This window comes from Burkholderia sp. LK4 (assembly GCF_001043615.1).
GTDB lineage: Bacteria > Pseudomonadota > Gammaproteobacteria > Burkholderiales > Burkholderiaceae > Burkholderia > Burkholderia cepacia.
Window position 1 is genome coordinate 1 of record NZ_LDUL01000053.1, and the last position, 14,380, is coordinate 14,380.

The following is a 14,380-nucleotide window of genomic DNA, read 5'->3' on the forward strand; positions in this document are numbered from 1 at the left end:
GAAGAACCGAAGAACCGAAGAACCATCGAGCCGCCACTCAACCCGAAAGCCCCCGCCGCGCCTGCCCGGACGAATCGAGCGGCAGCGCGACGACGGCCTCCTGGCCGCCGCCGTCGCGGTCGCGGAACGTCAGCGAGCCGCCGTGCAGGCGGGCGATCCGCTCGACGATCGCGAGGCCCAGGCCCGTGCCGCCCGCATGGCTGCGTGCGTTCGCACCCCGGCTGAACGGTGCCTTGAGCCGTTCGAGTTCGGCCGCGCGGATGCCGTTGCCGCGATCGCCGACCACCGCATACGCGATCCCGCCTTCGGTCCACGTGCGCACGCCGAGGCCCGTGCGGCCATAGACGACCGCGTTCTGCATCAGGTTCATCAGCAGCCGCATCAGGCTGATCGGACGAAACGCGAACATGGGCACCTCGCCTTCGTCGAACTCGAATTCATGGCCTAGCCCCGCGAAATCCGCGACGAGCTGGCCGATCAGCGCGTTCAGGTCGCCGGTTTGCGGCGTTTCGCGCTCGCCGCTGCCCGCGTAGTCCATGAATTGCTGCAGGATCGTATCGATCTGGTCGAGATAGTGCTCGGCCGATGCGGTGAGCGCGTCGTGCGTGCCGCGCGGCAGCGCCATCGCGATCGCCAGGCGCAGCTTGGTGAGCGGCGTGCGGATGTCGTGCGACACGCCGGCCAGCATCAGCGAACGGGTCGCTTCCGCCTGCTGCAGTGCGTCGGCCATCTGGTTGAATGCGCGGCTCACGTCGGCGATTTCGGTCGGGCCGTCGGTGGGCAGCGGCGGCGGGCGCTCGCCCGCGCTGACGCGCTGCGCCGCCCGCGCCAGCGCGTCGAGCGGCCGGTTCAGGTGGAGCTGGATCAGGTAGCCGGTCAGCGCCGCGAGCAGCGCCAGCCCGACCGACAGCACGAGGGCCGTCGTGATGCCGCTCGCCTGCGCGTCGGCGGCCATCGGCAGCGGCACCCAGACAGGCGAGCCGGCCGCGTGCAGCCGGATCCACAGGCGCTCGTCGTCGCCGGATTGCCAGCGCGCAGGGAGGTCCGGCGGCAGGTGGCGTTCCAGTGCCTGCATGAACACGTCGCGCTGCCAGGTGCGGAAGAAGGCCGCCAGGTTCGGCGCTTGCGGCGGTGCGGCCGGCGGCAGCGCGGCCTGGCCGCCGAACTGCGCGACGGCCGTGCGGCCGGCATCGGGCGGCAGGCTGGCGAGCGTGCGGTCGAGCAGCTGCACGTAGTCGGCGAAAACGATCGAGGCCCGCTCGATGCGCGGGCGTTGCACGTAGTGCAGCAGCACGGTGAGCGAACAGGCGAGCGACAGCGCGACGAGCGCCACCAGCAGGGCGATGTTGCGCGCGAGCAGCGAGCGCGGCAGCGGGATGCGCATCACGGCTCGATGCCGGCCACCAGCATGTAGCCGATGCCCCAGACGGTCTTGATGAAGCGTGGCTTGGCGGGATCGTCCTCGACGATCTGGCGCAGCCGCAGGATCTGGACGTCGACGCTGCGGTCGAGTGCGGCATGGTCGCGGCCGCGCGCGCGGGCGAGCAGGTTCTCGCGGCTCACCGCGCGATTCGGCGACGAGCCGAGCGCGTGCAACAGCAGCATCTGCGCCGAATGGATCTCGACGGGCGTGCCGTCGCGCATCAGCGTCTGCTGGCCGACGTCGAACGTGAACGCGCCGAAACGCAGGCGCTGCGACGTGACCGTCGGCTCGCCGGCCGCCATCTTCTGCCGCCGCAGCAGCGCGCGGACGCGGGCGACGAGTTCGTCGGGGAGAAACGGCTTCGCCAGGTAATCGTCGGCGCCCGTCTCGAGGCCGACGACCTTGTCCGCGGCATCGCCTTTCGCGGTGAGCATCAGGATCGGCAGCGTCTGGCCTTCGGCGCGCAGGCGCCGGCATACGCTCAGGCCGTCCTCGGGCTCCATCATCAGGTCGAGCACCAGCAGGTCGTACGGCTCGCGCTGCAGCAGGCGGTCGAGCCGCTTGCCGTCGGCGACCGCGCGGACCTGGAAGCCGTGGCCGGTCAGGAAGCGCTGCAGCATGTTGCGCAGCTCGGCTTCGTCGTCGAGCACGACGATCCTGCAGGACTGTTCCATCGCTTGCCTCCCGGTGCGTGCGCGGCCGGATCGTCGTGCGGGTTCAACGGGCCGCCATGCGCTGGCGCATGAAACCGGCCAACTGCTCGAGCGTGACGTAGCCGTTGTGCTGCGTATCGATTTCGTCGAAATGCTGCGCGACCATCGGCATGCCCGCGGCGGCCTGCTCGCGGGTGAGCCTGCCGTCGTGCGTCGTGTTCGCGCTGGCGAAGCGGGCCTGCAACTGCATCAGTGCGCGTTCGACGCGTGCACCACCGTTCGTCGCGCCGGGCGGCACCTGCTGTGCCGACGCTGTTGCTGAGACGATACACAAAACGACGACGGCAATCATCTTCTTGATGGACTTCATGGGGTTTCTCCTTGCGTGGCCGACGGTCTGCGCCGGCCGGGTGGTTGATGAAACGGATGGAAAACGAAACAGACCGGAGCGGGGCCGGGTCATGCCCAGTGCGCGGGCACCCAAACGCGGCCGGCCCAGTGGCCGGGCACCCAGACGACGGCGCGCGGCGGGTGGGCGACATACACGGCGCGCGGGGCGACGTACACGGCACGCGGCAGCGGCGGCGCGATGTACAGGACCTTCGGCGGTGGCGGCGCGACGTAGACGACGCGCGGCGCGGGTGCGACCACGACGGCCTTCGGCGGCGCAACATGCACGACCTTCGGCGGGGGCGTGACGACGACGGCGGCCGGCGCGGGTGGCGCGGGCGTGACCACGACGGCGGCAGGTGCCGGTGCCGCGACAGCGACCGTGGCGGCGGGCGGCGGGGGCGTCACGACCACCGCCGCGGGCGGAGACGGTGCGACGGGCACGGGCACCGGCACCGCGACAGGAACCGGCACCGTCCCGCCGGCCACGACGACCGCGCCGCCTGCCGCCGTGCTGCCGTGGATCACCGTCGTGCCGCCGGTCGAGACGGTGCCGCCATGTACGACCGTCGAGCCCCCCGACGTCGTCACGACGCCCGGCGCCACGCGCGTCGCGCTGCCGGAATGCGTGACGCTTGCGCCGTCGGTGCCCGTCACGATGCCCGAGCGCGAGCAGGTCGAGCCTGCGCAATTCGTCGACGCCGTATGGCTGGCCGTATTGCCGTTCGATCCCGTGATCGTGCCGCTCGACGCATACTGGCCCGGGCCGTTGCGCGTCACGCTGCCCGATGTCGTGGCGCTGTGTCCGTCCGAGCCCGTGAGCGAACCGGTATGCGAGCAGGTGCCGTCCGCGCAGCTCGTGTCGCCGCTGTGTTCCACCGAGCGCCCGTTCGGGCCGACGGCCGTGCCGCTGTTCGAGAACTGGCCGGGCGCGGTGCGCGTGACGGTGCCGGTATTGGTCGCGATCCCGCCGCCGGGGCCGATCACGCCGCCCGCATGCGAGCAGCTGCCGCCGCCGCACGAACCGGCGTGCGCGCCGTTGTAGGTGCCGCGCGGGGTGTACGCGGTGCCGTGGCCGGACCAGCCGGCGAAGGCCGGCGTGCAGGCGAGGGCGAGTGCGGTGGCGGTGACGAGGAAGCGGGGTTTCATCGGGTGTCCTTGCGGTTCGTTTCGGTGCACGCGGTGGCGTGGCGACGGAACGAACTTTAGGGCGACGACACGCGCCCGTCGCGTCATAAAAGATGTCGCGGTGTTACATGTGTCGTGCTGTTTCGAGGTACGACGAATGCGTATGCCGTCCGCGCCGATCGCGGGCATGCCGCGCCGGGCAAGGCTGCCGGCAGTGCGATCGCGTGAAGGCGGAGGGCGGCCGCGCGGGGCGGAACGTGTCGAGCGCGGCGCGAAATCGTGTCGCGGCGACATGCGGCGACACATTTGCGGGCCGATCCGCGCGTGCTCCGTGTCGAGCCACGTCACGCGAATTGAACGCATGCAGTTGAACGCATGCGGTGGGCCACACGCGACCGGAACCGGCTTCTCCGAAACATGAAGGGAACCGTCCGCCGTCGTATACCGTCCGAAGAATCGGCTTCCGGCCGGTCACGACTGTGCTCGCCGCTCGCCTGCCGCGCAGGCTTGTCCATCGGCCCATGTCATGTCGCACGCCATCGACCGCCTTCGTCACGACATGCGGCGACACATTTCCCGCCGGAGATGCCCACGCGCCACCGCGAACCGGCCCGGCTCCAGTCGACAAGCGCGTGTGACCGCCGCGCATCACCTGAACGCCGCCGACCGCGACGTACTGCGACATACGGCGACATATTTCCCGCGTGGTCTTTCCGTTCCTCGCCCACTACAGTGCGTTCCATCCGACGCGATGGCGGCCCGTGCCGCCCATGACGCGTCCGACTCAACCGAAGGAACGACCCATCATGCTCACGACCACCGGAAAGCTCGCGTACTACGTCACGCTCTTCATCGTCGCCGTCTCGCTCGTCGAGGCGGCCGTGCTCACCTGGCGCCGCGCCCGCGGGCCCGAACCGTTCGACTGGAACGAAGTATGGCTGTCGCTCGCCGACCTCGCGGGCCGCAAGCTGCTCGCGCTGGTGCCGCTGTCGCTCGCCACGCCGGTGTTCGATTTCGCGTGGGCGCACCGGCTCTTCACGATCCCGCTCCACAGCGTCGCGCTCGCGCTGCTCGTGTTCGTCGGCCAGGAGTTCTGCTACTACTGGTATCACCGCGCGTCGCACCGCGTGCGCTTCTTCTGGTCGACCCATGCGGTGCATCACTCGCCGAACCAGTTGACGCTGTCGTCCGCATTTCGCCTCGGCTGGACCGGCAAGATCGCCGGCGCCGCGATGTTCTTCACGCCGCTCGTATGGCTCGGCGTGCGTCCGGAAGCCGTGCTCGCGATCCTGTCGTTCAACCTGATGTACCAGTTCTGGCTGCACAACACGTGGATGCCGAAGCTCGGCTGGCTCGAATACGTGTTCAATACGCCGTCCGCGCACCGCGTGCACCATGCGTCGAACCTCGACTACCTCGATGCGAACTACGGCGGCGTGCTGATCGTGTTCGACCGGCTGTTCGGCACCTATGTCGCCGAGCGCGCCGACGAGCCGTGCCGTTTCGGCCTCGTCACGCCGACCCGTTCGCGCAATCCGTTCGTCGTCGAACTCGAACACTGGGCGAGCCTCGCCCGTGACGTCGCGACGGCCCGCGACGCGTGGACGGCGATCCGCTTCGTACTGCTGCCGCCGGGCTGGCGCCCGGACAACCAGGGCGAAACGACGGAGGAACTGCGCCGCCGCAGCCTCGTCGCCGTGCGCACGGATGCGTGAACGCGCTACGCTGTGTCGAATTGCCGGCCGCACATGCGTGCCGCGGCCGGCTTGACCCATGCAATACGCATCATCAGGCAACCCTCGATCCAGGAGAAAACATCGATGGAACACGATTTCAAAGGCAAGGCAGTCGCGATCACCGGCGGGTTCGGCCATCTGGGCGTCGCGACGGCCGCGTGGCTCGGCGCGCGCGGCGCACGCGTCGCGCTGATCGGCCGCGGCGCGGCCCCGGCGGCAGAGGCACTGCCCGGCGTGCCGGCCGACGCGCTGCGCATCGGCGGCATCGATCTGGTCGATCCGCAGGCCGCCGCGCGGGCGCTCGATACCGTGCAGCGCGAATTCGGCCGGGTCGACGCGCTGCTGAACATCGCGGGCGCATTCGTGTGGCAGACGATCGCCGACGGCGACGCCGCCACGTGGGACCGCATGTACGAACTGAACGTGAAGACCGCGCTGAACGCATCGAAGGCCGCGCTGCCGCACCTGCTGGCGAACCCGGCCGGGCGTATCGTCAACATCGGCGCGGGCGCGGCGTTCAAGGCCGGCGCGGGAATGGGCGCCTATGCGGCCGCGAAGGCCGGCGTCGCGCGGCTCACCGAGGCGCTGGCGGCCGAACTGCTCGACCGTGGCGTGACGGTGAACGCCATCCTGCCGAGCATCATCGATACGCCGCCGAACCGCGCGGACATGCCGGACGCGGATTTCTCGCGCTGGGTGCGGCCGGAACAGATCGCGGCGACGATCGGCTTCCTGCTGTCGGCCGACGCGCAGGCGATCACCGGCGCGTCGATTCCGGTGACCGGCCGCGTCGCGTAGTCCGGCGGGCACGGGCTCGCGCTCGCGCGGCGGCCGGCCGTGCGTACAATGGCGCACCGGACCCACGCGAGCCCAGCCCGAGACCATGCATCAGCCCCATATCCTGATCGTCGAAGATGAAGTGGCGATCGCGGACACGATCGTCTACGCCCTCGGCACCGACGGCATGCAGACCGTCCACTGCACCCTCGGGCAGGCGGCGCTCGACCGCCTGCGCGATGCGCGCTTCGACCTCGTCGTGCTCGACGTCGGCCTGCCGGACCTCAGCGGCTTCGAGGTATGTCGGCGGCTGCGCACGTTCTCCGACGTGCCGGTGATCTTCCTCACCGCGCGGCACGACGAAATCGACCGGATCGTCGGGCTCGAGATCGGTGCCGACGATTACGTGGTCAAGCCGTTTTCGCCACGCGAGCTGGCGGCCCGGGTACGCGTGATCCTGCGGCGTTTCCACCGGGCGGCCGCCCCCGAATCGATACCCGCGCCCGCGCCCGCGCCGGCACCCGATGCGACGACCGCACCGGGCTTCACGGTCGATACCGATGGCGCGCGCGTGTCGTGGCTCGGCCACGCACTGGATCTCACGCGCTACGAATTCGGGCTGCTGGCGCTGCTGGTCCGGCATCCCGGGCGCATCTACTCGCGCGAGCAACTGATGGATCTCGTGTGGCACGAGGCCTTCGATTCGGCCGACCGCACGGTCGACACGCACATCAAGACGCTGCGCGCCAAGCTGCGCGCGATCGACCCCGAGCGCGACCCGATCCGCACCCATCGCGGGATGGGTTATTCGCTGCAACCGTAACGACCGGCACCGCCCATGCATATCGGCCTGCGCATCTTCTTCGGCTTTTTCCTGATCGTCGGGCTGGCCGCGCTGATCACGCTGCGCGTGTTCGTGCAGGAGGTGAAGCCCGGCGTGCGCGAGGCGATGGAGGACACCCTCGTCGATACCGCGCAAGTGCTCGCGACGCTGGCCGCCGACGACATGGCCAGCGGCCATATCGCCGACGGTGCTTTCGCGCGGCAGCTCGCGCAACTTCACGAACGCCCGGTCAGCGCGAACGTGTGGGGCGTGCAGAAGAACGTGATCGGCTACCGCCTCTACATCACCGACGCGCACGGCATCGTGCGCTACGACTCCACCGGCCGCGCGCTCGGGCAGGACTATTCGCGCTGGAACGACGTGTACCGGACACTGCGCGGCGAATACGGCGCGCGCAGCACGCGCAGCGATCCGAACGACGACAGCAGCACCGTGATGCACGTGGCGGCACCGATCCGGCGCGGCAACGAGATCATTGGCGTGCTGACGATCGCGAAGCCGAACCAGACGGTCGCGCCGTTCATCGCGCGTAGCCAGCGCAAGATCATGCTGTACGGCGCGCTGCTGATGGGCGGCGCGATCCTGATCGGCGTCGCGTGCACCTGGTGGCTGGTGGTCGGGCTGCGTCGCCTGCAGCGCTATGCGCGCGCGATTGCGGCGGGCGAGCGGGCCGACATGCCGCTGCAGGGCGCGAGCGAGCTGGCCGAGCTCGGGCGCGCGGTGGAAAGCATGCATCAGCGGCTGGAGGATCGGCAGTACGTCGAGAACTACATCCACACGCTCACGCACGAGATGAAAAGCCCGCTGGCGGCGATCAGCGGTGCAGCCGAACTGCTGCAGGAAGACATGCCGGTTGCGAACCGCCGGCGCTTCACCGAGAACATCCGCCGCCAGGCCGGCCGCCTCGAACAGATGATCCGCAAGCTGCTCGCGCTCGCCGAAGTCGAACAGAAGCAGCGGCTGTCGGTGCGCGAACCGGTCGCGCTGCGGCCGGTGCTCGAACAGCTCGTCGACGATATCGAGCCGCGCGCACGGCAGCGCGGCGTGAACCTGGCGATCGACGCGAACGACGCGGCCGACCCGGCGGTCGTCGAAGGCGATCCGTTCCTGCTGCGCCAGGCGCTCGGCAACCTGCTCGACAACGCGCTGGATTTCGCGCCGCGGGGCAGCACGATCCGTATCGCGCTCGAACGGCAGCCGGCGGGCAGGGCGCACGTCGCGATCGTGCGCGTCGCCGATGACGGCCCCGGCGTGCCCGACTACGCACTGGCGCGCGTGTTCGAGCGCTTCTATTCGCTGCCGCGCCCCGACGGGCAGGATCGCAGCACGGGCCTCGGGCTGTGTTTCGTCCGCGAAGTCGCGATGCTGCACCGCGGCCAGGTCGCGCTCGCGAACCGCGACGAAGGCGGCGCGTGCGCGACGCTCACGCTGCCGTCGGCGGCCTGACCGCGCTTCACGTTCGCCCCACATTCGCCCCACATTCGCTTCACACCGGCTTCAATCGCCCTTCACCGGGCCGGCGCATGCTGGCGGTACCTTTTACTCCGGTACCTGTCGGCCATGAATCGAGTCCTGTTGTTCAAATTCGTGATCACCGCGTTGCTTGCGCTGCTGATCCTGATCCCGCTGCAGATGGTGCAAAGCATCGTGCACGAACGCTCCGCGTATCGCATGGACGCGCTGCAGAGCATCTGGTCGAGCTATGCGGGGCCGCAGACGGTGTCGGGGCCGGTGCTTGTCGTGCCTTACACGGAAGTCACGCGCGTGCGCGACGAGACGCCCGCCGGCGGCGCGACGAAGACGAGCCTGAGAAGCGAGACGAAGCGCCTGCTCGTGTTTCCGAAGACGCTGAACGTCGACGGCACGCTGACGACCAGCGTCCGCTATCGCGGCATCCACAAGGCGCTGGTGTACGAACTGACGAGCCGGTTGACCGGCACGCTGGCGTTGCCGGACCTGAAGAAGCTGCCGCAGGCGGACGGCCACGTGAGCTTCAAGGTCGACAACGCCTATGTCGCGATCGGCATCGGCGACATTCGCGGGCTGACCGCGCAACCCGACGTGCGTATCGGCGGCGCGCGTTTCGATGTGGAGCAGGGCACGCGGCTGGACAGCCTGCGCCAGGGTGTGCACGCGAACGTCGATCTCGCGGCGCTGGCCGAAGCAGGCGCGGGAGCAGGCGCGGGCGCGGGAGCGGTCGTGCCGTTCAGTATCGACCTGCCGCTGCGGGGCGCGGAGTCCGTCGCGTTCGCGCCGGTGGGCGACCAGAACGATTTCTCGCTGAAGTCGACGTGGCCGCATCCGAGTTTCGACGGCGCGTTCCTGCCGAACAACCGCACGGTCGATGCGCGCGGGTTCACCGGCAACTGGCGCGTGACGTCGTTCAACACGAAGGCGCGCGAGCAGATCGCGACCGGCAACGGGGAAGGCGCGATCGAAACGGCGTCGGTGTCGATGATCGAACCCGTGAACGTCTATCTGCAGGCCGAACGCGCAACGAAGTACGGTGCGCTGTTCGTGATGCTCACGTTCGCGAGCTTCTTCATGTACGAGCTCGTGAAACGGCTGCGCATTCACCCGATCCAGTACGCGCTGGTCGGCCTGTCGCTCGCGCTGTTCTTCCTGCTGCTGCTGAGCCTCTCCGAACACATCGCGTTCGCGTATGCGTATCTCGCGGCGAGCGGCGCATGCATCGGGCTGCTCGGCTTCTACCTGTCGTTCGTGCTGCACAGCGTGAAGCGCGGCGCGGTGTTCTCGGCGCTGCTCGCGGTGCTGTACGCGGCGCTCTACGGGCTGCTGCTGTCGGAAGACAACGCGCTGATGCTCGGTTCGCTGCTGCTGTTCGCGATCCTCGCGGGCATCATGACGCTCACGCGCCGTGTCGACTGGTATTCGCTCGGCGCCGCGTGGCAACCGTTGGCCGACAAGGCGGCTGCGGGCGCCGTGAAGCCGGGCGCGCAGGCGAAGTAGGCACGCGGGTGGCGAGGAAGCGCGCCGGTCGGCAATGCGACGGCCGGCGCGTCGTCCGGCGCGGGACTGCCGCGCTTCACGCGCGGGATGCGGGCCGGCGAAAACGCGCGAGCGGAATTTCGGCGACGGCGGTGATCTCGATCAGCAGGTCAGGATGGTAGAGACGTTCGACCTGGACGGTCGTCGTCACCGGATAGGGCGCGGCGAAATACGTGTTGCGGATGTCGCCGGCCTGCATGAAGGCATCGATGTCGGTCGCATGGTGGACGAGCGAGATCACGTCCTGCATCTGCCCGCCCATCGCGGCGAGCACGGCGCGGATGTTGTCGAGCGTCTGCCGCACCTGCATGCGCATGTCGCCGTGGCCGACCACCTGGCCGTCGCGGTCGAGCGCCACTTGCCCCTTCAGATGCACGATCCGGCCGTCGCCCTGGATCACGGCCATCGAGAACGCGCCGAACGGCGCCCAGACTTCCGGCGGATTCACTGCTTCGGCCATCACGCGGCTCCTGTGGGGCGGCGGCTGCACGGCTTGCGGCGAGCGGCCGCGCAACGGAGGCGCGCCGTCGACAGCACCGCTCGCTTCGTCGACAATCGCGCCATTATGGATGAACGCGCGGCGACGCATGGGGCGTTGTTCCGCGATCACGACGACACACATGGACGATATCCGCGTCATCAAGGATCGTGCGGCGCTCGACGGCACCGCGTACGTCGAACTCATGGGCGGGCCGTATGCGCGCACCTGCTGGAATGCCGGGTCGCTGTTCTTCGACGAGGAAGTGTTCGGGCTGCTCGAGGCGGCAATCGCGCGGCAGGTCCCCGACTACGACCATTACGCGTTCAACGCCGTCGGCATGGCCGACTGGCTTGCGATCGTCGCCGAACTGGCCGACACGGGCAGGAGGCTCGGCAACGCCGCGCAGCGCACCGACGCGCTCGACCGGCTCGGTTTCATTTTCAGCGGATCGCGGCAGGCTTTCGTCGCGCGTCTCGACGCAAGCTGCGCCGCGCTGGCCGGCGTGATCGCGGAAGTCGACGCGTGGACACGCGACGTTCGGCTTCGCCACGACCAGGTGACGATCCTGGGGATGTGAGGCGGCGTGTGCCGGGTGTCACCGCCGACAGGCCGGGCGGCATCCACTTATACTGGATCTTTTCCGCCATTCGATTTTCGCCGTGCCCACGCCTGCCTCCACCGATCCGTCCATCGACGATCCGCGTCCGACCCCGCCCGTACAGCCCGAACTGGAAGACTGCTGCAACAGCGGTTGTTCGCCGTGCGTTTTCGACCTGTACGACGAAGCACTGGCGCGCTATCGCGTCGAACTGGCGGAGTGGGAAGCGCGGCACGCGCAGCGCAAGCCATGACGACACGCCCGATGCCGGCAAGCGGTGCGCACGTGCCGCGCGTCTCGAGCCGCGCCGGCAGTGCGCGCCGGTTCCGCGTCACGCGCCCGCATGCAGCCGCCGATGCAGCGGCCCGAGCATGGCCGACAGCGCGATGCACGCGAGCAGCACGGCCGTCAGCGCGAACATCGACGTTCTGAAGCCCTGCACATAATCGAGCGCGGCCGGATGCGTGCCGAGCCGGGCGAAGAACACGCCGCCGAGCGTCGCCGCGCCGACGGCCGCGCCGATCTGCAGCATCGCGGTGACCATGCCGGACGCCACGCCCGCGCGCGCGGTATCGACTTCCGCGAGCACGATCCGCACGACCGACGGCAGCACGAGGCCCTGGCCGACACCGATCGCCGCGATCCCCACGTAGAAGCCGGGGCCCGGCGCGGCCGCACCGGCAAGCGCGGCGGCCGTCGCGACGCCGGCCGCGAGCATCGCGAAACCGAGCGTGAGCACGCGATAGCCGCCGAACCGGCCGACGAGTCGCGGCATCAGCAGCGGGCTCGACAGGAAGCCGAGCCCGAGCGGCAGGATCGCGAGCCCCGATGCGAGCGGCGACCAGTTCAGGCAGCCCTGCAGATAGATCCCGTAGCTCAGGAAGAACGCGCTCAGCGTATAGAACAGGAACGCCAGCACGAGCCCGAGTGCGACGACCGGGTTCCGGAACAGGCGCACGTCGAGCAGCGGATCGTGGCCGCCCGCGAGACGGCGCGCCTCGACCGCCAGCAGCGCGCCGAGCATCGGCAGCGCGCCGACGAGGCACGCGACCATCCACAGCGGCCAGCCGGCCTCGCGCCCGTGCGTGAGCGGGTAGACGAGCATCAGCAGGAACAGCGACAGCAGTGCCATGCCGGGCACGTCGATGCGCTGGCCGCGCGGCGGCCGGCTTTCCGGGATGAAGCGCCAGCTGCCGACCAGCGCCAGGATGCCGATCGGCAGATTGACGAGGAAGATCGCGCGCCAGCCGAGCCCGAACGGATGCAGGCTGATCAGCGCACCGCCGCCGAGCTGGCCGATCACGGCCGCGAGGCCGAACACGAAACCGTAGAAGCCCATCACGCGCACCTGCTCCTGCGGGCTGAACACGCTGCGGATCGTCGCGAGCACCTGCGGCGCGAGGATCGCGGCGAACAGGCCCTGCAGCACGCGGCCGCCGACCAGCACCGCGCCGCTGCCGGCGAGCCCGCACAGCGTCGACGCGACGACGAAGCCGGCCATCCCGATCATGAACATGCGCTTGCGGCCGTACAGGTCGCCGAGCCGGCCGCCGGTGATCTGCACGACGGCGTTCGCGCACGCGTATGCCGACACGACGAGCTGCAGCTCGGCCGGGCGCGCGCCGATGCCGTCGCGGATGGCCGGTAGCGCCAGATTCACAATGAAGTAGTCGAGCGGCGGCAAAATCGCGCCAACCAGCAGGACCACCAGCGCCCAGCCGTGGTGGCTGCGCGGTGTCGCCGCGGCGGTCGTGCCGGCCGGGCCGCAGGGGGCAAGGGTGTCGTGGGTCATGGAAACCAGTCCGAAGAAACGAGGGCCGTATCCAGGCCGGACGCGGCGTCGTGAGCGCCGGTTCGGCCGGGGGCGGGCGATTGACCCCCATTCTGGGTGGTGGCAATGAATCGGAAAAGCGGGAATTGGTGGTAGCATCCATCGGGTTATTCGATGGATGGAGAAGGGCGATGCGCGGTTTCGACCTGGATCAGTTGCGTACTTTCGCGGCGGTCGCGGATGCCGGCAGCCTGACGGCCGCCGCGCCGCTGCTGCATCTGTCGCAGTCGACGGTCAGCGAGCAGGTGCGCAAGCTCGAATCGCGCGCCGGCGTGCCGCTGTTCGTGCGCAGCAAGCGGGGCGTCGAGCCGACCCCGGCCGGCTCGCGGCTGCTGCAGCACGCGCGGCGCATCGTCGCGCTGAACGAGGCCGCGTTCGACGAAGTGCGCGGGCAGGCGATCAAGGGCGAACTGCGCGTCGCGATCACCGATTACTACCGGACGAACGAAGTCGCGGGCCTGCTGGCCCGGCTGCGGGAGTGCTACCCGCAACTGAGCCTGCACGTCAGCGCGATGAAGAGCGCGGACATCGAGGCGGCGCATGCGCGGGGGCAGGTCGATCTCGGCGTGGTGATGAACCTGTCGAGCAGACCGTTCCGGCCGGCGTCGGCCGATACGCGCTGGGTGTTGCGGCGTGAGCCGCTGTCGTGGGTCGCGTCGCCCGCGCTCGCCGAGCAACTGCCCGAGCCGTTGCCGCTCGTGCTGCTGCCGGACGACTGCATGATGCATCAGGTCGCGGTGCGCGCGCTCGACGAGCGGCATATGCCGTACCGGCTCGTGCACAGCGCGTCGGGGGTCGCGGGACTGCAGTCGATGCTGGCGGCGGGGCTCGGTGTGGGCTGTCTGTGCGCGTCGGCGATCGGCGAGGGCATGATGCGGCTCGGCGCGAAATACCGTCTGCCGCCGCTGCCCGATGCGGTGTTTTCGCTGACGCCGCCGATGCCGGGCGAACGCGAAACCGTCACGCAGGCGCGCGAGGTGCTGTCGCGGCAATTGCTGATGTAGACCCGAGGAACCGTGGAACCGGGCCGCGCGATGCGCGGCGGCGCGCACCTGAGAGGCGCGCCAGGAGAAAAAAATGAACGACGAACTGCAACGTCAGATGGCCGCGAAGCTGCAGGATGCGCTGGAGCGCGTGGTCGACGAACGCTCGCTGATCCACTTCCTGCGCGTGCTCGGCCACGACTGGAACAAGGAGCGGCAGCTCGAGGCCGACCTGCCGCCGTCGCCGTATGCGCGCGCCGCGCTCGGCTGGGAAAACCACTCGATCGGCGAGTACCTGGACGCGATGGTCGACTGGGCCGAGGCATCGGAGGAAGGGCTGCGCTACTACGATCTGCCCGACAATCCGTGGCGGCGCATGGCGGACATCCTGTTCGCCGGGAAAAGCTACGAATAGCGCCGCTCGGGCGATTCGTTTGCTTTACCTTCGCCGCTGCGAATCGCTCAACGGCTGAACGGCTGAACGGCTGAACGGCTCAACGGCTCAACGGCCCAACGGCCCAACGGCC

General features: G+C 69.5%; 15 protein-coding genes. 9 read left to right on the plus strand and 6 right to left on the minus strand.

Annotation, left to right across the window (positions count from 1 at the left end):
* Positions 1–37: 37 nt before the first annotated feature.
* The 4 genes from VK92_RS26065 to VK92_RS26080 all read right to left on the minus strand — a co-directional run bounded on the left by VK92_RS26065 (position 38) and on the right by VK92_RS26080 (position 3,615).
* A complete protein-coding gene (locus tag VK92_RS26065) occupies positions 38–1,384 on the minus strand; it encodes an ATP-binding protein (RefSeq protein ID WP_048026792.1) in 1,347 nt (448 codons plus the stop codon).
* On the minus strand, positions 1,384–2,097 hold the full coding sequence (locus tag VK92_RS26070) for a response regulator (protein WP_048026791.1): 714 nt from the start codon (positions 2,095–2,097) through the stop codon (positions 1,384–1,386). Before VK92_RS26070 ends, VK92_RS26065 begins: the two co-directional genes overlap by 1 nt.
* A gap of 43 nt (positions 2,098–2,140) precedes the next feature.
* On the minus strand, positions 2,141–2,446 hold the full coding sequence (locus tag VK92_RS26075) for an EF-hand domain-containing protein (RefSeq protein ID WP_081082677.1): 306 nt from the start codon (positions 2,444–2,446) through the stop codon (positions 2,141–2,143).
* An 89-nt stretch (positions 2,447–2,535) separates the two neighbouring features.
* Positions 2,536–3,615, minus strand: a complete 1,080-nt coding sequence (locus VK92_RS26080; protein WP_048026790.1) for a hypothetical protein — start codon at positions 3,613–3,615, stop codon at positions 2,536–2,538.
* A 785-nt stretch (positions 3,616–4,400) separates the two neighbouring features.
* Between VK92_RS26080 and VK92_RS26085 the strand changes: the two genes are divergently transcribed.
* From VK92_RS26085 to creD, 5 genes are all read left to right on the plus strand, one after another.
* Entirely contained in the window at positions 4,401–5,309 is a 909-nt protein-coding gene (locus VK92_RS26085) for a sterol desaturase family protein (RefSeq protein WP_048026789.1), read from the plus strand.
* A gap of 105 nt (positions 5,310–5,414) precedes the next feature.
* On the plus strand, positions 5,415–6,128 hold the full coding sequence (locus tag VK92_RS26090) for an SDR family NAD(P)-dependent oxidoreductase (RefSeq protein WP_048026788.1): 714 nt from the start codon (positions 5,415–5,417) through the stop codon (positions 6,126–6,128).
* A gap of 85 nt (positions 6,129–6,213) precedes the next feature.
* Positions 6,214–6,930 (plus strand): two-component system response regulator CreB, encoded by a 717-nt coding sequence (gene creB / locus VK92_RS26095; protein WP_048026787.1) that lies wholly within the window; start codon positions 6,214–6,216, stop codon positions 6,928–6,930.
* 15 nt (positions 6,931–6,945) lie between these two features.
* Entirely contained in the window at positions 6,946–8,397 is a 1,452-nt protein-coding gene (creC, locus tag VK92_RS26100; protein WP_048026786.1) for a two-component system sensor histidine kinase CreC, read from the plus strand.
* 114 nt (positions 8,398–8,511) lie between these two features.
* Positions 8,512–9,921, plus strand: a complete 1,410-nt coding sequence (gene creD / locus VK92_RS26105; RefSeq protein WP_048026785.1) for a cell envelope integrity protein CreD — start codon at positions 8,512–8,514, stop codon at positions 9,919–9,921.
* A gap of 76 nt (positions 9,922–9,997) precedes the next feature.
* Here the strand turns inward: creD and VK92_RS26110 are convergent, their stop codons facing one another.
* The gene (locus VK92_RS26110; RefSeq protein ID WP_048026793.1) at positions 9,998–10,420 is read right to left on the minus strand and encodes a RidA family protein; all 423 of its coding nucleotides are present in this window, start codon (positions 10,418–10,420) and stop codon (positions 9,998–10,000) included.
* A gap of 160 nt (positions 10,421–10,580) precedes the next feature.
* Between VK92_RS26110 and VK92_RS26115 the strand changes: the two genes are divergently transcribed.
* Both VK92_RS26115 and VK92_RS26120 read left to right on the plus strand, forming a co-directional pair.
* The gene (locus tag VK92_RS26115; protein ID WP_048026784.1) at positions 10,581–11,018 is read left to right on the plus strand and encodes a hypothetical protein; all 438 of its coding nucleotides are present in this window, start codon (positions 10,581–10,583) and stop codon (positions 11,016–11,018) included.
* A gap of 82 nt (positions 11,019–11,100) precedes the next feature.
* Positions 11,101–11,292: an oxidoreductase-like domain-containing protein gene (locus VK92_RS26120; RefSeq protein WP_048026783.1), complete on the plus strand. Its 192-nt coding sequence runs from the start codon at positions 11,101–11,103 to the stop codon at positions 11,290–11,292.
* A gap of 78 nt (positions 11,293–11,370) precedes the next feature.
* Here the strand turns inward: VK92_RS26120 and VK92_RS26125 are convergent, their stop codons facing one another.
* Positions 11,371–12,831, minus strand: coding sequence for an MFS transporter (locus tag VK92_RS26125; RefSeq protein WP_048026782.1), 1,461 nt, complete (start codon positions 12,829–12,831; stop codon positions 11,371–11,373).
* A gap of 170 nt (positions 12,832–13,001) precedes the next feature.
* Here VK92_RS26125 and VK92_RS26130 point away from each other — a divergent pair, with 170 nt between their 5' ends.
* Positions 13,002–13,874 carry a LysR family transcriptional regulator gene (locus tag VK92_RS26130; RefSeq protein ID WP_048026780.1) on the plus strand — a complete coding sequence of 291 codons (873 nt, stop codon included), beginning with the start codon at positions 13,002–13,004 and terminating at the stop codon, positions 13,872–13,874.
* Between the two features lie 73 nt (positions 13,875–13,947).
* Positions 13,948–14,268, plus strand: coding sequence for a DUF7660 family protein (locus VK92_RS26135; RefSeq protein ID WP_048026777.1), 321 nt, complete (start codon positions 13,948–13,950; stop codon positions 14,266–14,268).
* Positions 14,269–14,380 lie beyond the last annotated feature (112 nt).

What these genes read in the sequence shown, in the direction of transcription:
- VK92_RS26135 (WP_048026777.1), top strand. Translation starts at nt 13,948, where the DNA reads ATGAACGACGAACTGCAACGTCAGATGGCCGCGAAGCTGCAGGATGCG.
- VK92_RS26130 (WP_048026780.1), top strand. Translation starts at nt 13,002, where the DNA reads ATGCGCGGTTTCGACCTGGATCAGTTGCGTACTTTCGCGGCGGTCGCG.
- VK92_RS26115 (WP_048026784.1), top strand. Translation starts at nt 10,581, where the DNA reads ATGGACGATATCCGCGTCATCAAGGATCGTGCGGCGCTCGACGGCACC.
- VK92_RS26110 (WP_048026793.1), bottom strand. Translation starts at nt 10,420, where the DNA reads ATGGCCGAAGCAGTGAATCCGCCGGAAGTCTGGGCGCCGTTCGGCGCG.
- VK92_RS26065 (WP_048026792.1), bottom strand. Translation starts at nt 1,384, where the DNA reads ATGCGCATCCCGCTGCCGCGCTCGCTGCTCGCGCGCAACATCGCCCTG.
- VK92_RS26075 (WP_081082677.1), bottom strand. Translation starts at nt 2,446, where the DNA reads ATGAAGTCCATCAAGAAGATGATTGCCGTCGTCGTTTTGTGTATCGTC.
- creD (WP_048026785.1), top strand. Translation starts at nt 8,512, where the DNA reads ATGAATCGAGTCCTGTTGTTCAAATTCGTGATCACCGCGTTGCTTGCG.
- VK92_RS26125 (WP_048026782.1), bottom strand. Translation starts at nt 12,831, where the DNA reads ATGACCCACGACACCCTTGCCCCCTGCGGCCCGGCCGGCACGACCGCC.
- VK92_RS26070 (WP_048026791.1), bottom strand. Translation starts at nt 2,097, where the DNA reads ATGGAACAGTCCTGCAGGATCGTCGTGCTCGACGACGAAGCCGAGCTG.
- VK92_RS26080 (WP_048026790.1), bottom strand. Translation starts at nt 3,615, where the DNA reads ATGAAACCCCGCTTCCTCGTCACCGCCACCGCACTCGCCCTCGCCTGC.
- VK92_RS26085 (WP_048026789.1), top strand. Translation starts at nt 4,401, where the DNA reads ATGCTCACGACCACCGGAAAGCTCGCGTACTACGTCACGCTCTTCATC.
- creC (WP_048026786.1), top strand. Translation starts at nt 6,946, where the DNA reads ATGCATATCGGCCTGCGCATCTTCTTCGGCTTTTTCCTGATCGTCGGG.
- creB (WP_048026787.1), top strand. Translation starts at nt 6,214, where the DNA reads ATGCATCAGCCCCATATCCTGATCGTCGAAGATGAAGTGGCGATCGCG.
- VK92_RS26090 (WP_048026788.1), top strand. Translation starts at nt 5,415, where the DNA reads ATGGAACACGATTTCAAAGGCAAGGCAGTCGCGATCACCGGCGGGTTC.